The organism is Blautia glucerasea, assembly GCF_013304385.1.
Taxonomy (GTDB): Bacteria; Bacillota; Clostridia; order Lachnospirales; family Lachnospiraceae; genus Blautia_A; species Blautia_A ammoniilytica.
The window spans coordinates 1-17,130 of the sequence record NZ_JAAITU010000063.1 but is presented as its reverse complement, the minus strand read 5'-3'; the positions used below and the strand labels follow the sequence as shown (position 1 = coordinate 17,130).

Annotated in this window: 20 protein-coding genes; 3 read left to right on the top strand and 17 right to left on the bottom strand. The window is 37.3% G+C overall.

What is annotated here, in order from left to right; all coding sequences use genetic code 11:
- Positions 1-90: 90 nt before the first annotated feature.
- The 7 genes from G5B11_RS17170 to G5B11_RS17140 all read right to left on the bottom strand — a co-directional run bounded on the left by G5B11_RS17170 (position 91) and on the right by G5B11_RS17140 (position 7,911).
- On the bottom strand, positions 91-456 hold the full coding sequence (locus G5B11_RS17170) for an SdpI family protein (protein ID WP_244093064.1): 366 nt from the start codon (positions 454-456) through the stop codon (positions 91-93).
- Between the two features lie 55 nt (positions 457-511).
- Positions 512-856, bottom strand: a complete 345-nt coding sequence (locus G5B11_RS17165; protein ID WP_158421558.1) for a DUF2116 family Zn-ribbon domain-containing protein — start codon at positions 854-856, stop codon at positions 512-514.
- Between the two features lie 1,340 nt (positions 857-2,196).
- Positions 2,197-4,470 (bottom strand): ATP-binding protein, encoded by a 2,274-nt coding sequence (locus G5B11_RS17160; RefSeq protein WP_173729175.1) that lies wholly within the window; start codon positions 4,468-4,470, stop codon positions 2,197-2,199.
- Positions 4,467-5,732, bottom strand: a complete 1,266-nt coding sequence (locus G5B11_RS17155; RefSeq protein ID WP_173729174.1) for a DNA adenine methylase — start codon at positions 5,730-5,732, stop codon at positions 4,467-4,469. The genes G5B11_RS17160 and G5B11_RS17155 overlap by 4 nt, the downstream gene beginning before the upstream one ends.
- A 34-nt stretch (positions 5,733-5,766) precedes the next feature.
- A complete protein-coding gene (locus G5B11_RS17150; RefSeq protein WP_173729173.1) occupies positions 5,767-6,507 on the bottom strand; it encodes a PmeII family type II restriction endonuclease in 741 nt (246 codons plus the stop codon).
- Complete coding sequence (locus G5B11_RS17145; protein WP_244093063.1) at positions 6,494-7,702, bottom strand: DNA cytosine methyltransferase; 1,209 nt, start codon at positions 7,700-7,702, stop codon at positions 6,494-6,496. The genes G5B11_RS17150 and G5B11_RS17145 overlap by 14 nt, the downstream gene beginning before the upstream one ends.
- Positions 7,702-7,911: a helix-turn-helix domain-containing protein gene (locus G5B11_RS17140; protein ID WP_173729172.1), complete on the bottom strand. Its 210-nt coding sequence runs from the start codon at positions 7,909-7,911 to the stop codon at positions 7,702-7,704. The genes G5B11_RS17145 and G5B11_RS17140 overlap by 1 nt, the downstream gene beginning before the upstream one ends.
- A gap of 190 nt (positions 7,912-8,101) precedes the next feature.
- On the opposite strand from G5B11_RS17140, the gene G5B11_RS17135 reads away from it, so the two are divergent.
- Positions 8,102-8,551 (top strand): very short patch repair endonuclease, encoded by a 450-nt coding sequence (locus tag G5B11_RS17135; RefSeq protein WP_173729171.1) that lies wholly within the window; start codon positions 8,102-8,104, stop codon positions 8,549-8,551.
- A gap of 32 nt (positions 8,552-8,583) precedes the next feature.
- Here G5B11_RS17135 and G5B11_RS17130 read toward each other — a convergent pair whose 3' ends face one another.
- Positions 8,584-8,811 carry a helix-turn-helix domain-containing protein gene (locus G5B11_RS17130; RefSeq protein ID WP_173729170.1) on the bottom strand — a complete coding sequence of 76 codons (228 nt, stop codon included), beginning with the start codon at positions 8,809-8,811 and terminating at the stop codon, positions 8,584-8,586.
- Positions 8,812-8,909: 98 nt separating this feature from the next.
- Here G5B11_RS17130 and G5B11_RS17125 point away from each other — a divergent pair, with 98 nt between their 5' ends.
- Positions 8,910-9,188, top strand: coding sequence for a hypothetical protein (locus tag G5B11_RS17125; RefSeq protein WP_173729169.1), 279 nt, complete (start codon positions 8,910-8,912; stop codon positions 9,186-9,188).
- Positions 9,189-9,300: 112 nt separating this feature from the next.
- Here the strand turns inward: G5B11_RS17125 and G5B11_RS17120 are convergent, their stop codons facing one another.
- The 8 genes from G5B11_RS17120 to G5B11_RS17090 all read right to left on the bottom strand — a co-directional run bounded on the left by G5B11_RS17120 (position 9,301) and on the right by G5B11_RS17090 (position 14,525).
- Positions 9,301-9,687: a TnpV protein gene (locus G5B11_RS17120; protein WP_173729177.1), complete on the bottom strand. Its 387-nt coding sequence runs from the start codon at positions 9,685-9,687 to the stop codon at positions 9,301-9,303.
- An 8-nt stretch (positions 9,688-9,695) separates the two neighbouring features.
- Positions 9,696-11,114: a plasmid recombination protein gene (locus tag G5B11_RS17115; RefSeq protein ID WP_373217706.1), complete on the bottom strand. Its 1,419-nt coding sequence runs from the start codon at positions 11,112-11,114 to the stop codon at positions 9,696-9,698.
- 220 nt (positions 11,115-11,334) lie between these two features.
- Positions 11,335-11,556, bottom strand: coding sequence for a DUF5348 domain-containing protein (locus G5B11_RS17110; RefSeq protein ID WP_173729168.1), 222 nt, complete (start codon positions 11,554-11,556; stop codon positions 11,335-11,337).
- 157 nt (positions 11,557-11,713) lie between these two features.
- The gene (locus G5B11_RS17105) at positions 11,714-11,947 is read right to left on the bottom strand and encodes a complexin-2 (RefSeq protein WP_173729167.1); all 234 of its coding nucleotides are present in this window, start codon (positions 11,945-11,947) and stop codon (positions 11,714-11,716) included.
- Entirely contained in the window at positions 11,922-13,244 is a 1,323-nt protein-coding gene (locus G5B11_RS17100; RefSeq protein WP_173729166.1) for an AAA family ATPase, read from the bottom strand. The genes G5B11_RS17105 and G5B11_RS17100 overlap by 26 nt, the downstream gene beginning before the upstream one ends.
- Positions 13,232-13,399, bottom strand: a complete 168-nt coding sequence (locus G5B11_RS19640) for a hypothetical protein (RefSeq protein ID WP_334298006.1) — start codon at positions 13,397-13,399, stop codon at positions 13,232-13,234. The genes G5B11_RS17100 and G5B11_RS19640 overlap by 13 nt, the downstream gene beginning before the upstream one ends.
- Entirely contained in the window at positions 13,399-14,307 is a 909-nt protein-coding gene (locus G5B11_RS17095) for a tyrosine-type recombinase/integrase (protein WP_330603163.1), read from the bottom strand. The genes G5B11_RS19640 and G5B11_RS17095 overlap by 1 nt, the downstream gene beginning before the upstream one ends.
- Positions 14,308-14,318: 11 nt before the next feature.
- Positions 14,319-14,525 carry a hypothetical protein gene (locus G5B11_RS17090; RefSeq protein ID WP_173729165.1) on the bottom strand — a complete coding sequence of 69 codons (207 nt, stop codon included), beginning with the start codon at positions 14,523-14,525 and terminating at the stop codon, positions 14,319-14,321.
- A 167-nt stretch (positions 14,526-14,692) separates the two neighbouring features.
- On the opposite strand from G5B11_RS17090, the gene G5B11_RS17085 reads away from it, so the two are divergent.
- Positions 14,693-15,235 carry a helix-turn-helix domain-containing protein gene (locus G5B11_RS17085; RefSeq protein ID WP_173729164.1) on the top strand — a complete coding sequence of 181 codons (543 nt, stop codon included), beginning with the start codon at positions 14,693-14,695 and terminating at the stop codon, positions 15,233-15,235.
- A gap of 897 nt (positions 15,236-16,132) precedes the next feature.
- Here the strand turns inward: G5B11_RS17085 and G5B11_RS17080 are convergent.
- Positions 16,133-17,017 (bottom strand): XRE family transcriptional regulator, encoded by an 885-nt coding sequence (locus G5B11_RS17080; protein WP_243008133.1) that lies wholly within the window; start codon positions 17,015-17,017, stop codon positions 16,133-16,135.
- Positions 17,018-17,130 lie beyond the last annotated feature (113 nt).

Below are 17,130 nucleotides of genomic sequence, written 5' to 3'. Positions count from 1 at the left end.
TACCAAAATTATACACGACCAAAATCCTATATTCATAATACATACCTCCGCTTCAAACTCCGATTTTCATTTTCGCCAATCGGAAGTTAGCTATTTTTTCATTCCTTGCTTTGTAAAATGTTTATGCAACAAAAATTCTGTCGGAATAATTGTAAGCACCATAATTCCTAATTGTAAAAACACCAAATAAACAGAAATCATTTCAAAGTTTGTATCATCTTTCGTTAAAATCAAAATAAAAATCGATAGTATCGCCAGGATGATCCCTAAAACAAAGTTTATCCAGCCCCAACACCTGTGTGCATATCTCCATGTTTCATCATTCATCCTTGACATAGTAATTCGATACCCCGAACTCCCCTGCCGATCTTTAGGAGGCTTATCTTTCCACGTATATCCCAATATAATCATAGATAACGGTACTAAAAGTGAACACACAGATAAAAATATAAACATTATAGAGATCTCCTCTCAACTTCTGATTAATTTGCTCTAAAGACTGAAGTTGTCATCAAATAAACCCTACCCATATTCCAACCGCTATAAGTATCATACCTAATATTCTTCCGATAAATCTCGCCTTTTTATTTCCAAATAAAGCAGTTGTTTCTGGAGTAGTAAATGGAAGCACAACAACAGTGACTCCCATTACTATAATTCCACTTCCAATCATGCAATTGCGACTTGACACAACACCATAAAACATAGCTAAAAACCCTAAAATAATGCCCGAAATGAAATACTTAATTTTATATCTATCTTTTTCAATTATCTTTCTATAGCTGTTTTCACACTCACTGCTACAAAATTCCAAATTACTATCTAATTCTTTGCCACAATATCTACATTTTTTCATAGTAACTTCCTCGATAATTTTCAAAATTTTATCCAAAAGTTCTCGATTTGTCTTTGCTTTATTCTACCATAGTTCATTTTAAAATACTATTCCAATGTAGAGTAGGCGGATGAATTTTCATCCGCCCCTCATTAAACCGTGCATGAGGTTCTCCCTCACACGGCTTTCCAACATTCTTCCTTCTACAACATTACGTCATGCTCTAGCCATTTTCTTTAATCCTTTTTCGTAAACGCTACTTCTAACAAGATACAAGTGACCATAAGTGTTCAGTGTCATCTGAATGTCTTTGTGACCAAGTCTTTCTTTAATGATCAAAGGCTCCACTCCCTGATAAATCAGATAGGCAACATGACTGTGCCTTATAAAATCCAAACGTTTGGTAATCTCTGGTTGTCCGGAAATCCATAACGTTTCTTCATATATTCCTGTATTTCTTCTTTCAGAAAATTAGGGATGTCAGTGGTGCGGACTGAATTTTCCTTTTTGGGAGTATCAATCACATCTCGTTTCTGAATCCGGTTATAGGTCTTGCTAATATGCAACCTGTTACCGCTCAGATCGAAATCTGAAAGGCTCAGCGCAAGAAGTTTCCCTTCCCTTATACCGATCCAGAACAGGATTTCAGATATGAGAGACTCTGTTAATGAAATGAGAAAAGAAGAAGGGCAACCTCCCCTATCGGAGGATGAATGACCCTCAGCAACGACTGAATTTACCACAACTTTTTTTGCAGATCATGCAATTAGAAAAATTACTGAAGGCTTTAACTCAGGAAATATTTTGCGTGAAGGTGAAGCTGTTTGGTAATAATCTATTAATATTTCAAATTCTGTTATCACAAACGGTTGTCAGGATACTCTCCCGGCAACCGCTTTTCTATATCATTCGTTATTCTTTTCCAATTTATTTAACTTTTCCACGCAACAGAAAAACCCCGGAAACCTTGCGGTTCCGGGGCATCTTACGTTTGGACACATGTACCTTGCGGTACTCAATATATTTTATATAGACCGCAGTGCTAACCTCGATTTCGCTACGCTACATCTCGGTCGGGCGTTCGCCCTATAAATTCTACGATTAATGTCCTTGTGTGAGCAAGCTCCCACCTGCCATTACTCTACGAATTTGCACTGCTCATTGCTTATCGAAGATTACTCGATAACTGTAGCAACACGTCCTGATCCAACAGTACGTCCACCTTCACGGACTTTGAGATTGCAATATCTGGTGATAAATGGCTGTTTTCTATGGCTTTATTGTCTCGATTATATTATTTTCGGCAGAAAATCTGTAGTTTCTAAAAATTTTGTAGCCAAAATGTAGCCATTATATCTTTATTATTTTTCAATTAATAATATATCATAAATGAAATTAAGCATCGGAGCGAATACCTGCATCGACATAAACACCGTTGCATCTGAAGCAATAACCTGTGGATTATGTACAAACATATTCAAACCAATCGTATTCACATGATTATTAATATTGGCTTTGACGTCTTTTGACAACGTTATTTTGTATTGATTTGAAATGGTTTTAAATGCACTAATGAACTCAGGAGATTGCGTTGCAACATATTTCTGATAATCCGGTGCCGTCTCAACACAGCTCTGTAAAATTAATGTTCGACTTACCAAACTAGGGAAACTAAAATTATTTTCTTCATCTTTCATATATTGGAAAAATGTTTTACATGATGATTCAACCAAAATCCTAACCGCTGCCATACACAAGGTTGGAGCTTCTGTATAATACGAAGATATCGCATCAATCAGTTCTGGAATTTTATAGGATTTACTTCTCAATTGATCCATTTTCGGAAACAGTGCATCTATTCTAGCTGATCTTGCTCCACCGCCAGGTTGCCTTTCAATCTTTTTAACATTTACAATTAAAGTTTTTTGAAAGTCTCCATATTTATACAAAATAATATGTTTTCCTTCTCCATTATCTTTTCCGAACAAATCATTTTTTATTACCGTTGTTGTATATTGCGAACTTATCTGTATATTATCTGGCAATACATCTTTACAGGAACTCCGAGAAATAAATTCCCGCAAATTAACTGAATTACCCTTATATACTTCAATTGAATTTTTCGTCAATGAAAACTCCGGAATCTTCTCCTTAAAAACCAAACTAATGTTATATACCGTCTGCTCAAAAGACACTTCTACAATATATGTACCTGCTTTTGTTGTCTGTACATTCCACTCTTCATCAATAGATATTTCGGACTTATTATAATTTACTTTCACATCATCCAAACCAATATTATTGCAAATAACATTTTGACCTAATTCAATTTTATCCCCGAGACGAGCAGTAAGCGTATTGGATCTAATACCCAGTGATTGAATAGGAGGATTTTTTACAGCAATATCAATTCTTGTAAATGCAGCCACCACTATCTCTCGCATTATTTTAATAAATTTTCTTTGTGCTAGAGAATCTACAAAATCATTTCTTTCTTTTGAAATTTTTAGGCTTTCTTTATTCTCATTATAACAATCCATGTCCAAATACCCATAAGTATTTTTCAATTTATAGTTAGTAGCCTTTACATTCTGACTGACCTCTGACAAGTTTAGCCAATCATTATCTTTATCAAGATATCTATACAAGCTATAATTATTTACATATATCCTTATGCCTGCTGGCCACTGTTCCAACTGATCATCCTTCTGATTTCTCCAAGTATAAAAAACTCCAGAGAACGTCGGTACAGTTATTGAAACATAATTCGGATCAAACAACTCTGATTCACTAATTTTTCTAAGTGGCACTACACCCTTTTCAGGTATCTTTATATCTGTTGCAAATCTATCAACACTTTTTTTCTCTTTTAAATCAATAACTTTATCTGCAAACGTATAAAATCCTGTTACATTATCCTCATAAGACAATGTAATTTGATTATCCTCATACCTAAAACTTGCTTTGGCAATAAAACCCTTATTATCTGCCTTATTTTTATGATAATATTCTTCAAGTGTTTCTACAGGATAAAAACTTTCTTCACGTCCATCAATAATTAGTTGAATTTTAGGTAGATTTGTATCATTCGTGAAAAATCTCAGCGATGTCATAAATAACTTTACTTTTTCCTCTGGAAGCAAAATCATCTTTAACTTTTCACTATCAACACTTTTTAGCAGAACTTTTGTTCCCGTAAATTTTTCTTCTATTTCTTCGTAGTTATACTTTTGATCACCTTTTTTCCAAATTATGCAATATGCTTTCTCATCCTTTTTAGAATACGTTTTCATTTCAAGCTCTTCAGCTATGAAAAAAGCTGTTAATAAACCTAATCCTTTACTACCTGAAAACGGATTAGCAATTGGTGAAGAAATATTATCCCCTTTCATTTTTGATGAATATCCAGCTTCTCCTAAATGTTTAATTTCTTCCTCACAAATACCAACTCCAGTGTCCCTTATTTCTATTGTCCTATTTTCCTCGGATATACTGACTATTATGGGATCTTCATTATTCAAGCACGAATCTGCAGCATTTTTTATTAATTCGGTTAATGTTATAACTGGACTCTGCACTGCCGCCAGAATATCCTCATATTTACCTTCTAAAATATTAGCATTAATCTCTTTCATCTTTCGCATCCCTTTTTCAATAATAAAGTAGTCTCTTTTGACATAGAGCTGACAGATTGTCCATCTGACAATCTTGATACCTTCCTTGGCATTCTTTTATTCAAAATATTTCTCGTTATTACATACTCGACACTCAGATTATAGTGTTTTGCAAGGTCTACATTTATTTCCGTAAATGGAAATTCTATTCCATCCACCTTCCTATTTCCCAACGTAAGTACCATACGCCCCCCTTTTTTGAGTAAGCGTGTCATTGCACGAAAGGAATTTTCATAATCCGCATAAAACTGCATTATTTTTTTCCGTTTATGGGGAGATATCTTTTCTATGTATTCATTAACCAATTGTGAACAATAAAACGCATTTTTCCTTGATAATGTTCCTCCCAGACTAAGTGAATCAAGTTTTGAAAAATTATCAATACTTGAAATATCATATTGAAAATCATTGCTATCTATCCATAACAATTGTAACATTGAAAACTGTCCATACGTAACAGTTGTCCCATTATCACCATACGGCGGAGAAGTGCAAATAATATCAAATGTTTCTTTTGGTATTTTTTGCATTATACTATTTGAATCACCACACTCCAATCTATATTTTCCTAATGGAGGATATCCGATTAATTTATATGTCTCTTCAATTTTATTTTTAAAATCTTCATAAATATTATTCTCCATATTTTTTATTTTCTCTTCATCTTTAGCATGTAATTTAAAAGTGGATGTTCTAGTATTACTGTATTTTTTTACAATCTCTCCAAAGCATAGCCAGTAGTATCGCCTATTTTTACAATTATTTTGTAACATGATGGCCGTTCGTATCACAGATAAGTCATTAATAACATCATTCCTAAACCATTTATTAATATTATCGAAACAATGAATTGTATAGTCTCCGCTTTTTTTCAATACTTCAATATGTTGTAATAATATTTCATTACTCATCTGTATTTCATTTGGATCGTATTTTTCAAGCTTAGCTAATGCGATAATATGCGCATAAGGATTAATATCAATACCGAAAACTTCTAATCCTATTTGCTGCCCTTCTACAAGAGTAACACCTGTTCCATGAAATGGGTCTAGCATCTTATGATAAGCCGGATTTTCGTCAACTAATAACTGTAATAATTCGTGTTGCATTGGAGCAACCATTGGTGCTGGATAACTTGCAATTTTGTGGATTCCATCAATTTTAGAATTTTTAAAATCCCAATACTCCATATTATATCTGTCTAATTTTTCCGCCAAACTCATCTTTATCTCTCCAATACTCTTCTTGTTTTATTGCTCAATCCCCCGAATTAAACTCCACCAATTTCTCCCAGTCAATGCTTCCATCTTCCTTACAGAAACTATTGGAAAATTCTCTTACCAGTCTATTCGCTGCCTTATTGTAGCTTTCCTTATAGTCCGCCACATACTGTTCCGGCATTGTTCCCATATATACAATAATTTTCTTATAAAATTCTTCATCACCAGTCAATTCTGCCCAGAATCTCTTACCGGCAAGTTCCTGATACATCTTCGGTTTACCACGTCCAGATTCTTTCTTCTTGCCATAACAGTAACCGATATACGCTTCATATCTTGCTTTCGCCTGCTGTGCCAATTTAGAGGCTGCTGTAAAGTTCTGCTCCTGTCGCTTTTTGCTATCAGCATTAAACACAGACGGTCCACTTTTAACCGCAATAGCAGAAATAGTATTCGTCTCATTGTTCTGAATCATAATATCAATGCCTTCTGCCAAAGCCTTATATCCTCCGCTGGCTGCAATGGCAATTGGCTCAAAAAAGCAATTTCCGAATATCGTCTCCTCACTGGAACTTACAAAAGCAGTCAATACAGATTCTACTATTTCCGCAGCACTCTGCATGGCTTTTGCACGATATAAATATGGATTTTTTCGTTTCATGACCTTTTGTATGTTTAAAGCATCTATCTTTTCAATCAATGTCCCATAAAATGTCTCCAACGCAGAAGCTATTGCCTGAATAACGGCCTGTTCATCATAGGAATTATTTAACGGCATACATATTTCCTCCTATTTCTATCGCATTTTTAATTCTGTTATGTACATTTGTGCCTCTAAATCTTTTTGTCTCTATTACTGCAGATTTATCAGCAACAGCTATGACAGCCTTACCTATAGCTTCTGCTAAACCAACCGGGACAGCATTACCAATTTGCCTGTACTTTGCAGCTGTGGTTCCTGTAAAAATCCAGTTATCTGGAAACTGCTGAATTCTGGCATATTCTTTCACACTCAACGGTCTGTTCTGGGTAGGATGACACATCATCGTAGCTTTCTGAACAGGAGATGTCACCACGGTTGGTGACGGCTGATCATAAGAAAGCCGCCTATAAAATCCAACCTTGCCTCCGCCTGATGTATAAGCCCCACCCATCGCTATTGGTATTATATCCTCTGGTAAATCTCTCCAGTTCCCACCTTGCGGAACCATCTTGAGAAATTTCAAACGTTCATCACTTAAGGTAGCACACTCACCGCTATCAAATTCTAAGTCTTCAATCACACTTCTCACTGACTGCCACTGATATTCCTGATTCTGATGCATCTGGAAATGGGTTGGTATCGGCAAAAAGATATCCTCATTATCTCTGCTCCCAATCAACACAAAACGTTCTCTAAACTGTGGTACTCCATAATTAACAGCATCCAATACCCCATAAACCGTCTTATATCCCAACTTATTAAACTCTGACAATATTACGTCTAATACCGTTCCCAAACGCTGCTCAGGATCCTTTTCATCCCTTTCTGCTAAAGGAACATGCTTAAGCGGTGCAGACATGATTCCTTTTACGTTCTCCATAACAAAAAATCGGGGGCGGATATAATCAATCATCCGGATAAAATCCATAAACAGGCTTCCTCTCGGATCATTTATCCCCAGTCTTTTTCCTGCTGTAGAAAAGGGCTGACAAGGTGGCCCTCCGCAAATAAGAAATGGTTCTCCAATATGTAAACCTGTTAAACTTAATAATTGTTGTGGCTCAATCTCCCTGATATCTCCTTCTAACACTTTATGTCCATTTGCCCGCATTGTTTTTACGCAGGAAGCGTCAAAATCTTGACCAATGACAACATTAAGCCCTGCTTTTGCCAGTCCGATATCCAATCCCATAGCACCAGAAAACAAAGAAATTACATCCCTATTATCGTAATACTTGCTATATTGTTCATATTTCATAATAGTGCCCATCAGATTTCCTCTCCGTTTTCCAGTACAAATTTTCTTTCAAATGAACTATTTACCGCATCAGCTATATCCTCTAGCTCTGATACTGTAAAGCTCTCCCTCTTCATTTTTCCGCCAAAATTCTGTGGAGTAGTTCCTACTCTTCGGGCCAATTCTGCCACACTGATATTTGACCGGACACATAATACTTTTATTTGTTCTGAAATAGTCATTCAGGGTACCTCTTTCTAAAATCAATTTTTACCTTTTCAGTATAAATCAAATCATTTATACAGTCAATCAAATACTTTCTCATATAGATATTTAGGGATTACTATCATCTATTTCCTTACAACTCATTTACACCTTTGCTACTTCCTGTTAAAATATATTCATCTATTAAAACGCAAAGAAGGAATCATCATGTCCCGCACACAAGAAGCCATATCAAAAAATATGAGCAAAATACACAGCTCTGACACTTCTATTGAAGTACGGCTTAGGAAAGCCCTATGGCATAAAGGCTACCGTTATCGCAAGAATTACAAAGTTCTTCCGGGTTCGCCGGACATTGCATTGACCAAATACAAAATTGCCATCTTCTGTGATAGTGAATTCTTTCACGGAAAAGACTGGGAAGTTCTTAAGTTGCGTTTAGAGAAGGGGAAAAATCCGGAATACTGGATTAAAAAAATTGAACGGAACCGGACTCGCGATATGGAAACTGATAAAAAGCTTCTATTTCTTGGCTGGACAGTAATTCACTTCTGGGGACAAGATATTACCAAACGAACCGATGAATGTATTAAAGTTATTGAAGAGGTCATCTGGGATTCACAAATAGATTCTTTCTCAAATGATCTTTTCAATTGAAATATATTCTCTACATCACGCTGATCCGAAGTTCACTTGTCTCTCTTCCTTGGATATGGTCTCTTTTCGTCTGTAAGCCCCAGAAGAAAATCTACGCTTGTTCCATGAAATTCTGCCAACTTAATCAGAACCTGCGTAGGAATATCGACTTCACCGCGCTCATAGTTACTATATATTCTCTGACTACAATTCAATATCTTTGCAATTTGTGTCTGGGTCAAATCTTTATCTTCTCTCAAATCCCTGATTTTTTGATACATTGTCATCACCTCATGGCAATCATATCTTAGCGGAATATTCGCTATTGCATTTTAGCGAGAATATCGCTAAAATAGTTTTTGGAAGAGGTGAAGTTTTTATGCGTATATTAAAGAAACTTATATCATTTACTGGCTATTTACTATTTTTTTGTTCTTATTTTTATGTATTGTTCATTAACCTGTTTTATGCTTTTGCAAGCAGTAGTGACAACGGTATTCTAAAGCCACTCATTGTGTCCGCTGCTTTAGCCGCTCTTCTTCCCGGAACCATATGTTGGCAATATCATTACATAGGCAAACTCGAAAAAAGATTAGAAGAATTGCAAAGTATTCTCTTTGATACGACTCCCAAGAACCAAAAAGACAAGGTTTCATAATAAATTTTTAACCTTGTCTCTTTGCTTATGACTATTTTAATTTAAAATACTGCATATAGATAATCCTAATCCCTCTAGTTGGCATCTTTATTCACTTACAAGTGTTTCATTTCTAATGCGACATAACATAAACTATTTCATATAGCACAATTTCCTCCGCTGTACTCTTCAGCGCATTCATCTTTTGTACCCATACTATGGGAGCATCCGCTTTCAGTTGCTCCGTTATCCCTTGCTGCACCGCCATTTGTTTTATCAGAAGTTCTACCATCTCATGTGCTTCCTTATCTACCATGTTCAAATGTTCATTTAATTTCCCGGATAATACCATCGACTGATAGTACCACTGTTTATGCTCTTTCAAATAGTTTTTTCTTAACATCCCATACTTCCCGTAATTCGCCGTTTCTTCCTCCGGTACCGCTAAATCTGGCAAGTAATAGTCTCCATATAAGGAATAAGTTAATCCGTTATTCTCGTCATAAATGTGCTTTTCCATATTCATTCCTACCTTTCCATATTCCATTTCTTTGGTTTGCTCTTTATTTTGTCCTCTTCTCGTACAGCCACAGTTTGTTTGGCTATTTCAAGCCTTTTCAATACACTCTGTTCTTTTTCCGGCTGTTCTTTCTTCCTATTTTCAAATTTTTCCCTCTCTTCATCTTTTCGAACCGCCAGAAACACGGTATCTTCACCCATGACACGAACAACCCGGTCAAACATAATTGCTATACTTTTCAGTACTGCGTTTTCCTCTTGAAGTTCCTTATTTTTCTCAATCAATATACTATTTTCTTCCTGCAATGACTTTTTCTCTCTTTTCAAGATTTTAATTTCTATACGAGCATTTGTTAGCTTCTGTGTGACCTGTTCAACTCTTACAGCCAACGATGCAATTTTATTTTTCATGCGGATAAACAATGGCTTCGCCTTTTTCTCCCGATAGGAAGAAGCTAATTCCAAAGTCCCTGCCTGTGGTAACTGCTCTTCTATTTTTTCCTTGAAGTCCGCCGTTTCAGCATTCATGCTATCTATTATCGGTTTTAAATTTTCAAGTCTTTTTTCGTGCTTCTCAGCTTCCTTTTCCGCATGATCAGCTCTATCTTTAGCTTCTTCTACAGCTTTTTCTGCATCTGCTTTCGTCTGCTCCAATATTTTAATGTCAGCTCTGGATTCCACCATCTGTCCAATCAGACTTTCATTTTGCACTGTCAGGAGGGCATTTTCCTTTTCCAGAGCTTTTACTTCCTCTGATCGCACCTTTTTCTTGTAATCATAAACTGACAAATGTTCTTCATGTGTGCCTTTTTTCTCCCACTCAATACCATGTCTCTCCATAACACCAGCAAGCACTTCTTTTTCATGATTGATCCATTGGTTCCATTCTGAATCATGCTTTGTTCCACCCTTGAATCCGAGTGAGGCCAACGCCTGTTTCAATGATACCTTGGTATCCAATCCTTTTCCCTTCCATCCGGATATATAAGGCACAAAATCAATATGCAGATGTGGAGTGGCTTCATCCATATGAAGATAACAATTAAACACCCGTAAAGTCGGATTCCGTTGCTGAAAGTCCTTCATATATTCGTCAAGTATTTTAGCAGCCGTTTCTCCTTCAACCGTATCTGATGACATATCATCTTTATTTCCAATCTGGATAATCATCTCATGAAATAATTTCTCCTGTTTCCCCTGACGGATTTTCTCATAGTAATCAGTAATCTTACGGTCATTTCGTTTTTGTACTGCATTATATCTTTCTACTGCTTCGTCAAACAGCTCATGGTAAACCTTTCGGAGATTCTCATCATAATATTTTACATTCAGATGCGTCCGATCAGAATCCACGTTCTCTGCAATAAAAGCTCTTCGATTATGCGCAAGAGACCCTGCACCCATCATTCCACTGATTGTTCTTTTCAATAAGCATTCCCCCTTCCTTTTCTAATAGAACAGTGCCGGATACGGCGGTTTTGTTACTTTTGTCAAAAGTAACGCAAAAGCACTTTCGACAGCCGTTCCGTCCATCAAAAGTACCCTTGCGCCCTACCGGGGGTACAAGACGTCTGAGGACGTCTGTTCTGCACCGACCGAAGCGGGGCGAAGATCTTTTTCTCCCTACGGTCGATGCAGCTGCTCCCGGTTATATCCTGGCTCTGATATACTCCAGATCACCACGATAAGGTGTTCCTACCAGATACCAGTTCCGGGCAGCATCCATTTCCATTCTGGTCTCTACCCATTTGCCGTCTACCAGAACTTCCAGACACTCTCCGCAATGAAATCCGGTATCAATCCATAAATCTGCTGATAATAATCCATATCTGTCATTGCTGCTGTTGTATCCTAATCTTCCCTGTCTCATAGTTGAAATCTCCTTTCACAATCTGACCAGAAAGGATGCCCCGAAAAAAGGCTCCCTCTCTTTGTCAATCCTTTCCGATTTTACTTCCAAAGCCTTGCCTTATCTGCCACTGATACAGGAGCGTGTCACGCCCCTGTCATAAGGTGATCAGAAAAAACTACCATCGAAACTCCTCCGCTACTCCTCGCCTGTCCAGATACTCCTGTCGGGCTTTCTCTCTTTCTTCCAAGGTGGCTGCGCTTTTCGATTTCCCATACAATTCATGCATCACCAACGCATCCAATTTCTTTTCCAATCCCTGTTTAATGCTATTTTCCAGATTATAATTTTCCATCAAATGGTATTGTAAAAGCTGGCAAAACAACTCAAACGGTATCTGTACGTTTCTCATTGGTGTCTCCTTCCTGTGACGGTTCTGACGATTGTGACGCTGTTTTCAGTACCGTTTCCGTACCGGAAATAACCGTCATATCGTCACTTACCGTCATTTCATCCATTAACCGCAGACTAATCAGACTTCCTTTACTGGTATGCTTGTTGGAATATCGAATCTTATAATCTTCCAGCAAATCATCTACTGCAATATTCAAAGCTCTGGTAAGTACATTGGCTTCTATCTCAATACCCGTAAGTAAAGCCGACAGCTCTGTAGCACTTCCTGTCCACACTTTGCTATTCTTTATCAATGCAGCTACTGCATCAAGCAGAGGATTTGGCGGCTTCTTCCATAACTCCACATCATTTTTCACGAATTTCCACAGACAATGTTCCCGATCAAACTGCAGATATATTTTCTGATCCTGCTGATCACGTCCCGCAACTTCCAGCGTTGCTTTATTATCTGTTCGCTTCTCTTTCTCCATAACGAAGGCACCATCTGCAGCTCCCAGCAGACCATTGGTACCGGAAATACGTTCAAAGCTATCGGAAGAATCCAGTTTTCTTGTATGATGTACCAGAAGAATGCAAACACCATATTTATCACTGAATGCTTTTAATCGTGTAACATTCTGGTAGTCATCCGCATAACTGAATTTATCTCCACCTATTTCCTTTACCTTCTGCAGTGTATCAATAATAATCAGCCTTGCATCTTTATGCTGCTCAACAAACTGATTCAACTGCTCTTCTAATCCGGTATTCAGAGTTTCTGCCTCAACTGCAAAATAATAGTTCTCGCTGTCCTCAACACCGAACATCCTTGCCAGTCGTTTCTGCAGCCGCTCTTCCGTATCTTCCAATGCCAGATAAAGTACGGCGCCCTGTGTAACCGGATAATTCCATAACGGAATGCCTTTACTCACATGGTATCCAAGCTGTGCCATAAAGAAGGATTTTCCTACCTTTGGTGCTCCCACAAACAGATAAGTTCCGTTATATAACAGTCCTTCTACCACAGGTTTACTGGGCGGATAAACTGTATCATACAGTTCCGTCATAGATTTTACTTTCAGTGCATGAGGGGCATTCTGCCCCACCATGCTGTTGCTTTTCGTCCTATTCACGGAATTTTGCTGTTGTACCTGTCTCGTACTTTCTGGTATAATGTTCTTGTCAGTTATTACGGACTGTTTCACATCTGCGCCAACATACTGGAGTTCCTTAGCGAGCGGGCCAGGCGAGCTTAGTAACTCCGTATGCAGAGCTGATGAATCTGAAACAGTCTGTTTTTTATTTAAACGCTGCATTCCGTTTTCCTCCCTTCCTCTCGCTGGGCATTTAACATCTCCGCCAGTTCTTTCTGCTTTGTTGGATACAGATGCCCGTAAGTATTCAAGGTAACACGGATATCCTTGTGTCCAAACCGTTCCTTGATCATCAGCGGCTGTACACCATGATCGATCAGGTACGCTGCATGGCTGTGGCGAAGGTCATGGACACGAATTTTTTCAGATGATGTTTTTCAATCACTCTTTTCATTTTGTGCTGTACTGACTCAGCCACAATCGGAAAAATCCTGTCATCTTCCTGAAGTCCATAAAGCTTGTCCATATACTCTTTTAATTCCTTTACCAGAAACTCTGGAATATCAATAGTTCTGATTGACTGTTCCGTTTTAGGAGGAGTAATAAAGTCTTCTTTATGCTTCCGGTAATACGTTTTGTTAATCCTCAACCGATAATTTACTGTATCAATATCGGCTTTTGTCAAGGCAAGGGCTTCGCCGATTCTGGCTCCGGTCCAGAAAAGCAGTTCAAACAGAACATAATATCTTGCGCCGGGTTCTATCTGAGCGATAAATGCGTTATACTCGTCTATCGTCCAAAACACCATTTCATCTGCATCCGGTTTTCCCATACGCGCCATCTTTTCAAACGGATTTTCTGCCAGATCATACACCTTGCAAGCATGAGTGAATACTGCTTGAAAATGCTTATGAATATCATTAAGATACGTTGGTTTATATCCCATTGATGTAATCTTGTTCTGCCACTGGATCAGTTCCGGAGCTTTAAAACTATTCATTGGACGATCAGCAAAGTAAGGAAAAATGTGCTTTCTGAATACATCCCGTTTGTTATAAACAGTTCGTTGTTTAATCACATTTTTCTTATCCTCCAGATAGATTTCAAAGAAGTCTTTCAAGGTTGTATTCAAAATGTTTCCCTGAGAAAGCATCTGTCTCTCCCATTCTTTAGCATCCTTTTTTCGCTTAAAACCCCGCTTCTTTTTATGAATTGTTTTCCCAGTCCAGTCCTTTACTCTAACCTGTGAAGTATAAGTCCCATTTTCTTCTCTCGTAATTGACATTCAGACACCTCCTATTCTTTTTCCCCATATAATGCTTCGGCTCCACCATAGAATTTTTCTTCCCAATAGCGCCTCGGCAATCTTCCAGATACCGTTACATAGCCCTTTTCTCTTAGATTATCGTTTAAACCTTTGATAATCTTATATGCAGTTTCTTTTGCTACACCAAGAGTAGCTGCCACTTCATCTGCATATACCATTGTTTCTCTTCTTGCCATTATTCATCTCTCCTTTCATTGGTACTCATATGTGTACCTTGTATTGTTATTATATAGTACTCATTTGTGTCCGTCAAGTTGTTTTATTGTTTTTATTTTTTTCACACAAATTAATCATTCTATGATAGAATACAAATGTGTACCTGTCATTGAAAGGAGATGCAGCCATGACTACAGGGGAAAAAATAAGATATTATAGAAATCTTCGAGGAATGTCGCAGGAAACCCTTGGAGAATTATCTGGCATTCACTATGCCACCATAAAAAAATATGAACTCGGTATCCGTAATCCAAAACCGGAACAACTCCTCAAAATATCAAATGCTCTGGGAATCAGCATCAATGTTTTTTTAGATTTGGATATATCCACTGTTTCAGATGTTCTCTCTCTACTGTTTAAAATGGATGATGAAATTGATATGAATATATCTGCAGATAAAAAGGAAGACGGAGCTTATATTCCATCTTCGGTCAGAATTTCTTTTGACAATAAAGAACTAAATAAACGATTATGCAAATATCTGGAAACAAAAGAACTGCTAAACACTGCACAGGAAAAATATCAATCAGACAGTATGGATGAAAAACAAAAAAAAGAACTGGACGATCTGGAAAAAACGATAGATGAGATCAAGCAATCTCTAATCGACAGTAACCTCGTAATCCGTAAAGGAACTTCCGGTATCACTGTGAAAATTCCTCAGATTTGATTTCATAGAAGGAATCATTGTATATGTAGCCATTGTAATAGAAATGTAGCCAAACTGTAGCCACTTTAGGAAACTGAAGTGGCTGTTTTTCTGTCCGCAAATAAATTTTTACACTCTACCCATCGTAAATAACTCTCTCTATTTTCTATTCCCGGGTAACAGAAAAACCCCGGAAACACGAGGTTTCCGGGGCATCTTATGCTTGGACATAGTGGTATCTAAGATACCATTTTATATTCGAATATATGATTACTCGATGATTGTAGCAACACGGCCTGATCCAACAGTACGTCCACCTTCACGATACTTTAATACCGTTTTACCTTATATTTTTTATGGTTTTCTCTCCAAAATACAGTGAAAAACGGCTGATTTGCATCACCTATTTTTATTTGTCTGATTTCTTGGCACCGTTTTGGCACCGGAGAATACTCAAACTGATTCTCTTCTGTATCTGCCAAATACTTCTCTACAAACTTTATATTGCACCGGTAATTTTTAACTGTTATAATCGAAACATGGGTGCTACCATAACGGTAGGCGGTTAGTCCTTCTCCAGAGGGACTGTGACCCTCTGATTACATAGAAACCCGAAAGGGAATCCAGTGAAAAGGAGGGCTAAGCCAATGAGTATTGTTGACTTCATAGCAGTAGTGAGCTTCGGCTTAACCTGCTTTAGTATCGGATATACATTAGGCAAAGATAATCATAAACCACAAAAATAACCGCCCTGTCTGCAAACTAAGCGGTTATCTTTGATAGATATTCTAAATAGTATAACGGACTAACCGTCTATCGGTAGCACTCTTTTTCTATAATCATATTAGCACGCATCTGTGGAAATGTCAAAAATTTTCTTCTTTCTCAACTATATCTATTTCCATACATTTTTACAACCTATTTCAAGTGTTCCTCAAAAATTGATTCGAGTTCCTTATTCCCTCTCAAGAATTCATACTCTTTCTTATTTTCAATTTCCGAATATAATTCACGAACAAAATTTTTTCCAACTCCTGAAAAGGCTTTTCCCTGTGCAGTATCTTCATACCTGTAATACAAAGGGGATTGTGTCATATTCCAAGGCTTCTGTGATTCACTTAATAATTGCTTAATTAACTGAACACATTTTTCTACATCTTTTCGATATCCAGCAATCAGCAGATATGGCACTGTGTTGCCGTAATTCCATAGTCCAAACAACGATATCATGTGATCTGTAATCTCAGCAATTCTCTCTGCTTTATCATGATTTCCTGTTTCTTCTTCCATTTCAATTAACTTATACAAGTAGCTTTGAATATTGACAACTGCCTGTAGCAGTTTCCCCTCCAGGAATAACGCAGCAGTGTCTGTTCCTTCCTGATGTGCTAATACACTTGTTTTCATAATCGTTGCATCAATTACAGTATCAGGAATTTTTTTCAAAAGGGCATTTGCTTCTTCATATTTCTCCATTTGGACATATTTTGTTGCAAGTATAAAAACGCTTGAATTTCTCACTCTTTCATCCTGACTATCTGCTGTTCGTTCCAGCCACTCAATAATAGCTGTATTATATTCCATTCGTTCTTCGTCATTAAGATCTGACAAAGTCAAAGATCCGTTCAGAACGGTTGCGATCGTATATATTAATAAGTCGCAATGAGGATACTCCTGTATTTTACGAGATGCCATCTCGAAAGCCTCTGTAAAGCTGTCCAATGAAACTTCCGAAAGTTCATTCACAAATTGTCCAATCTCTTTTTCTGTCAATTCTTCATGAAACGAAAACAATTCATTCATATCAATTTTCAATAGTCGTGCCAAAGCTGGAAGTAATGAGATATCCGGATATGTATTTCCCGTTTCCCTTAATTAAAGATATTGTTGGGTAAAAAAGAAAGGTCAGTCGATTT

Coding starts and splice junctions, on each gene's coding strand:
- G5B11_RS17130 (WP_173729170.1), bottom strand. CDS start 8,811: ATGTATCAAAAAATCAGGGATTTGAGAGAAGATAAAGATTTGACCCAG.
- G5B11_RS17095 (WP_330603163.1), bottom strand. CDS start 14,307: ATGTCAATTACGAGAGAAGAAAATGGGACTTATACTTCACAGGTTAGA.
- G5B11_RS17085 (WP_173729164.1), top strand. CDS start 14,693: ATGACTACAGGGGAAAAAATAAGATATTATAGAAATCTTCGAGGAATG.
- G5B11_RS17150 (WP_173729173.1), bottom strand. CDS start 6,507: ATGCCGTTAAATAATTCCTATGATGAACAGGCCGTTATTCAGGCAATA.
- G5B11_RS17105 (WP_173729167.1), bottom strand. CDS start 11,947: ATGAGAAACGTACAGATACCGTTTGAGTTGTTTTGCCAGCTTTTACAA.
- G5B11_RS17160 (WP_173729175.1), bottom strand. CDS start 4,470: ATGAAAGAGATTAATGCTAATATTTTAGAAGGTAAATATGAGGATATT.
- G5B11_RS17110 (WP_173729168.1), bottom strand. CDS start 11,556: ATGAGACAGGGAAGATTAGGATACAACAGCAGCAATGACAGATATGGA.
- G5B11_RS17155 (WP_173729174.1), bottom strand. CDS start 5,732: ATGAGTTTGGCGGAAAAATTAGACAGATATAATATGGAGTATTGGGAT.
- G5B11_RS17145 (WP_244093063.1), bottom strand. CDS start 7,702: ATGGGCACTATTATGAAATATGAACAATATAGCAAGTATTACGATAAT.
- G5B11_RS17090 (WP_173729165.1), bottom strand. CDS start 14,525: ATGGCAAGAAGAGAAACAATGGTATATGCAGATGAAGTGGCAGCTACT.
- G5B11_RS17080 (WP_243008133.1), bottom strand. CDS start 17,017: ATGAATGAATTGTTTTCGTTTCATGAAGAATTGACAGAAAAAGAGATT.
- G5B11_RS17140 (WP_173729172.1), bottom strand. CDS start 7,911: ATGACTATTTCAGAACAAATAAAAGTATTATGTGTCCGGTCAAATATC.
- G5B11_RS17170 (WP_244093064.1), bottom strand. CDS start 456: ATGTTTATATTTTTATCTGTGTGTTCACTTTTAGTACCGTTATCTATG.
- G5B11_RS17165 (WP_158421558.1), bottom strand. CDS start 856: ATGAAAAAATGTAGATATTGTGGCAAAGAATTAGATAGTAATTTGGAA.
- G5B11_RS17100 (WP_173729166.1), bottom strand. CDS start 13,244: ATGCAGCGTTTAAATAAAAAACAGACTGTTTCAGATTCATCAGCTCTG.
- G5B11_RS17120 (WP_173729177.1), bottom strand. CDS start 9,687: ATGGAAAAGCACATTTATGACGAGAATAACGGATTAACTTATTCCTTA.
- G5B11_RS17135 (WP_173729171.1), top strand. CDS start 8,102: ATGTCCCGCACACAAGAAGCCATATCAAAAAATATGAGCAAAATACAC.
- G5B11_RS17125 (WP_173729169.1), top strand. CDS start 8,910: ATGCGTATATTAAAGAAACTTATATCATTTACTGGCTATTTACTATTT.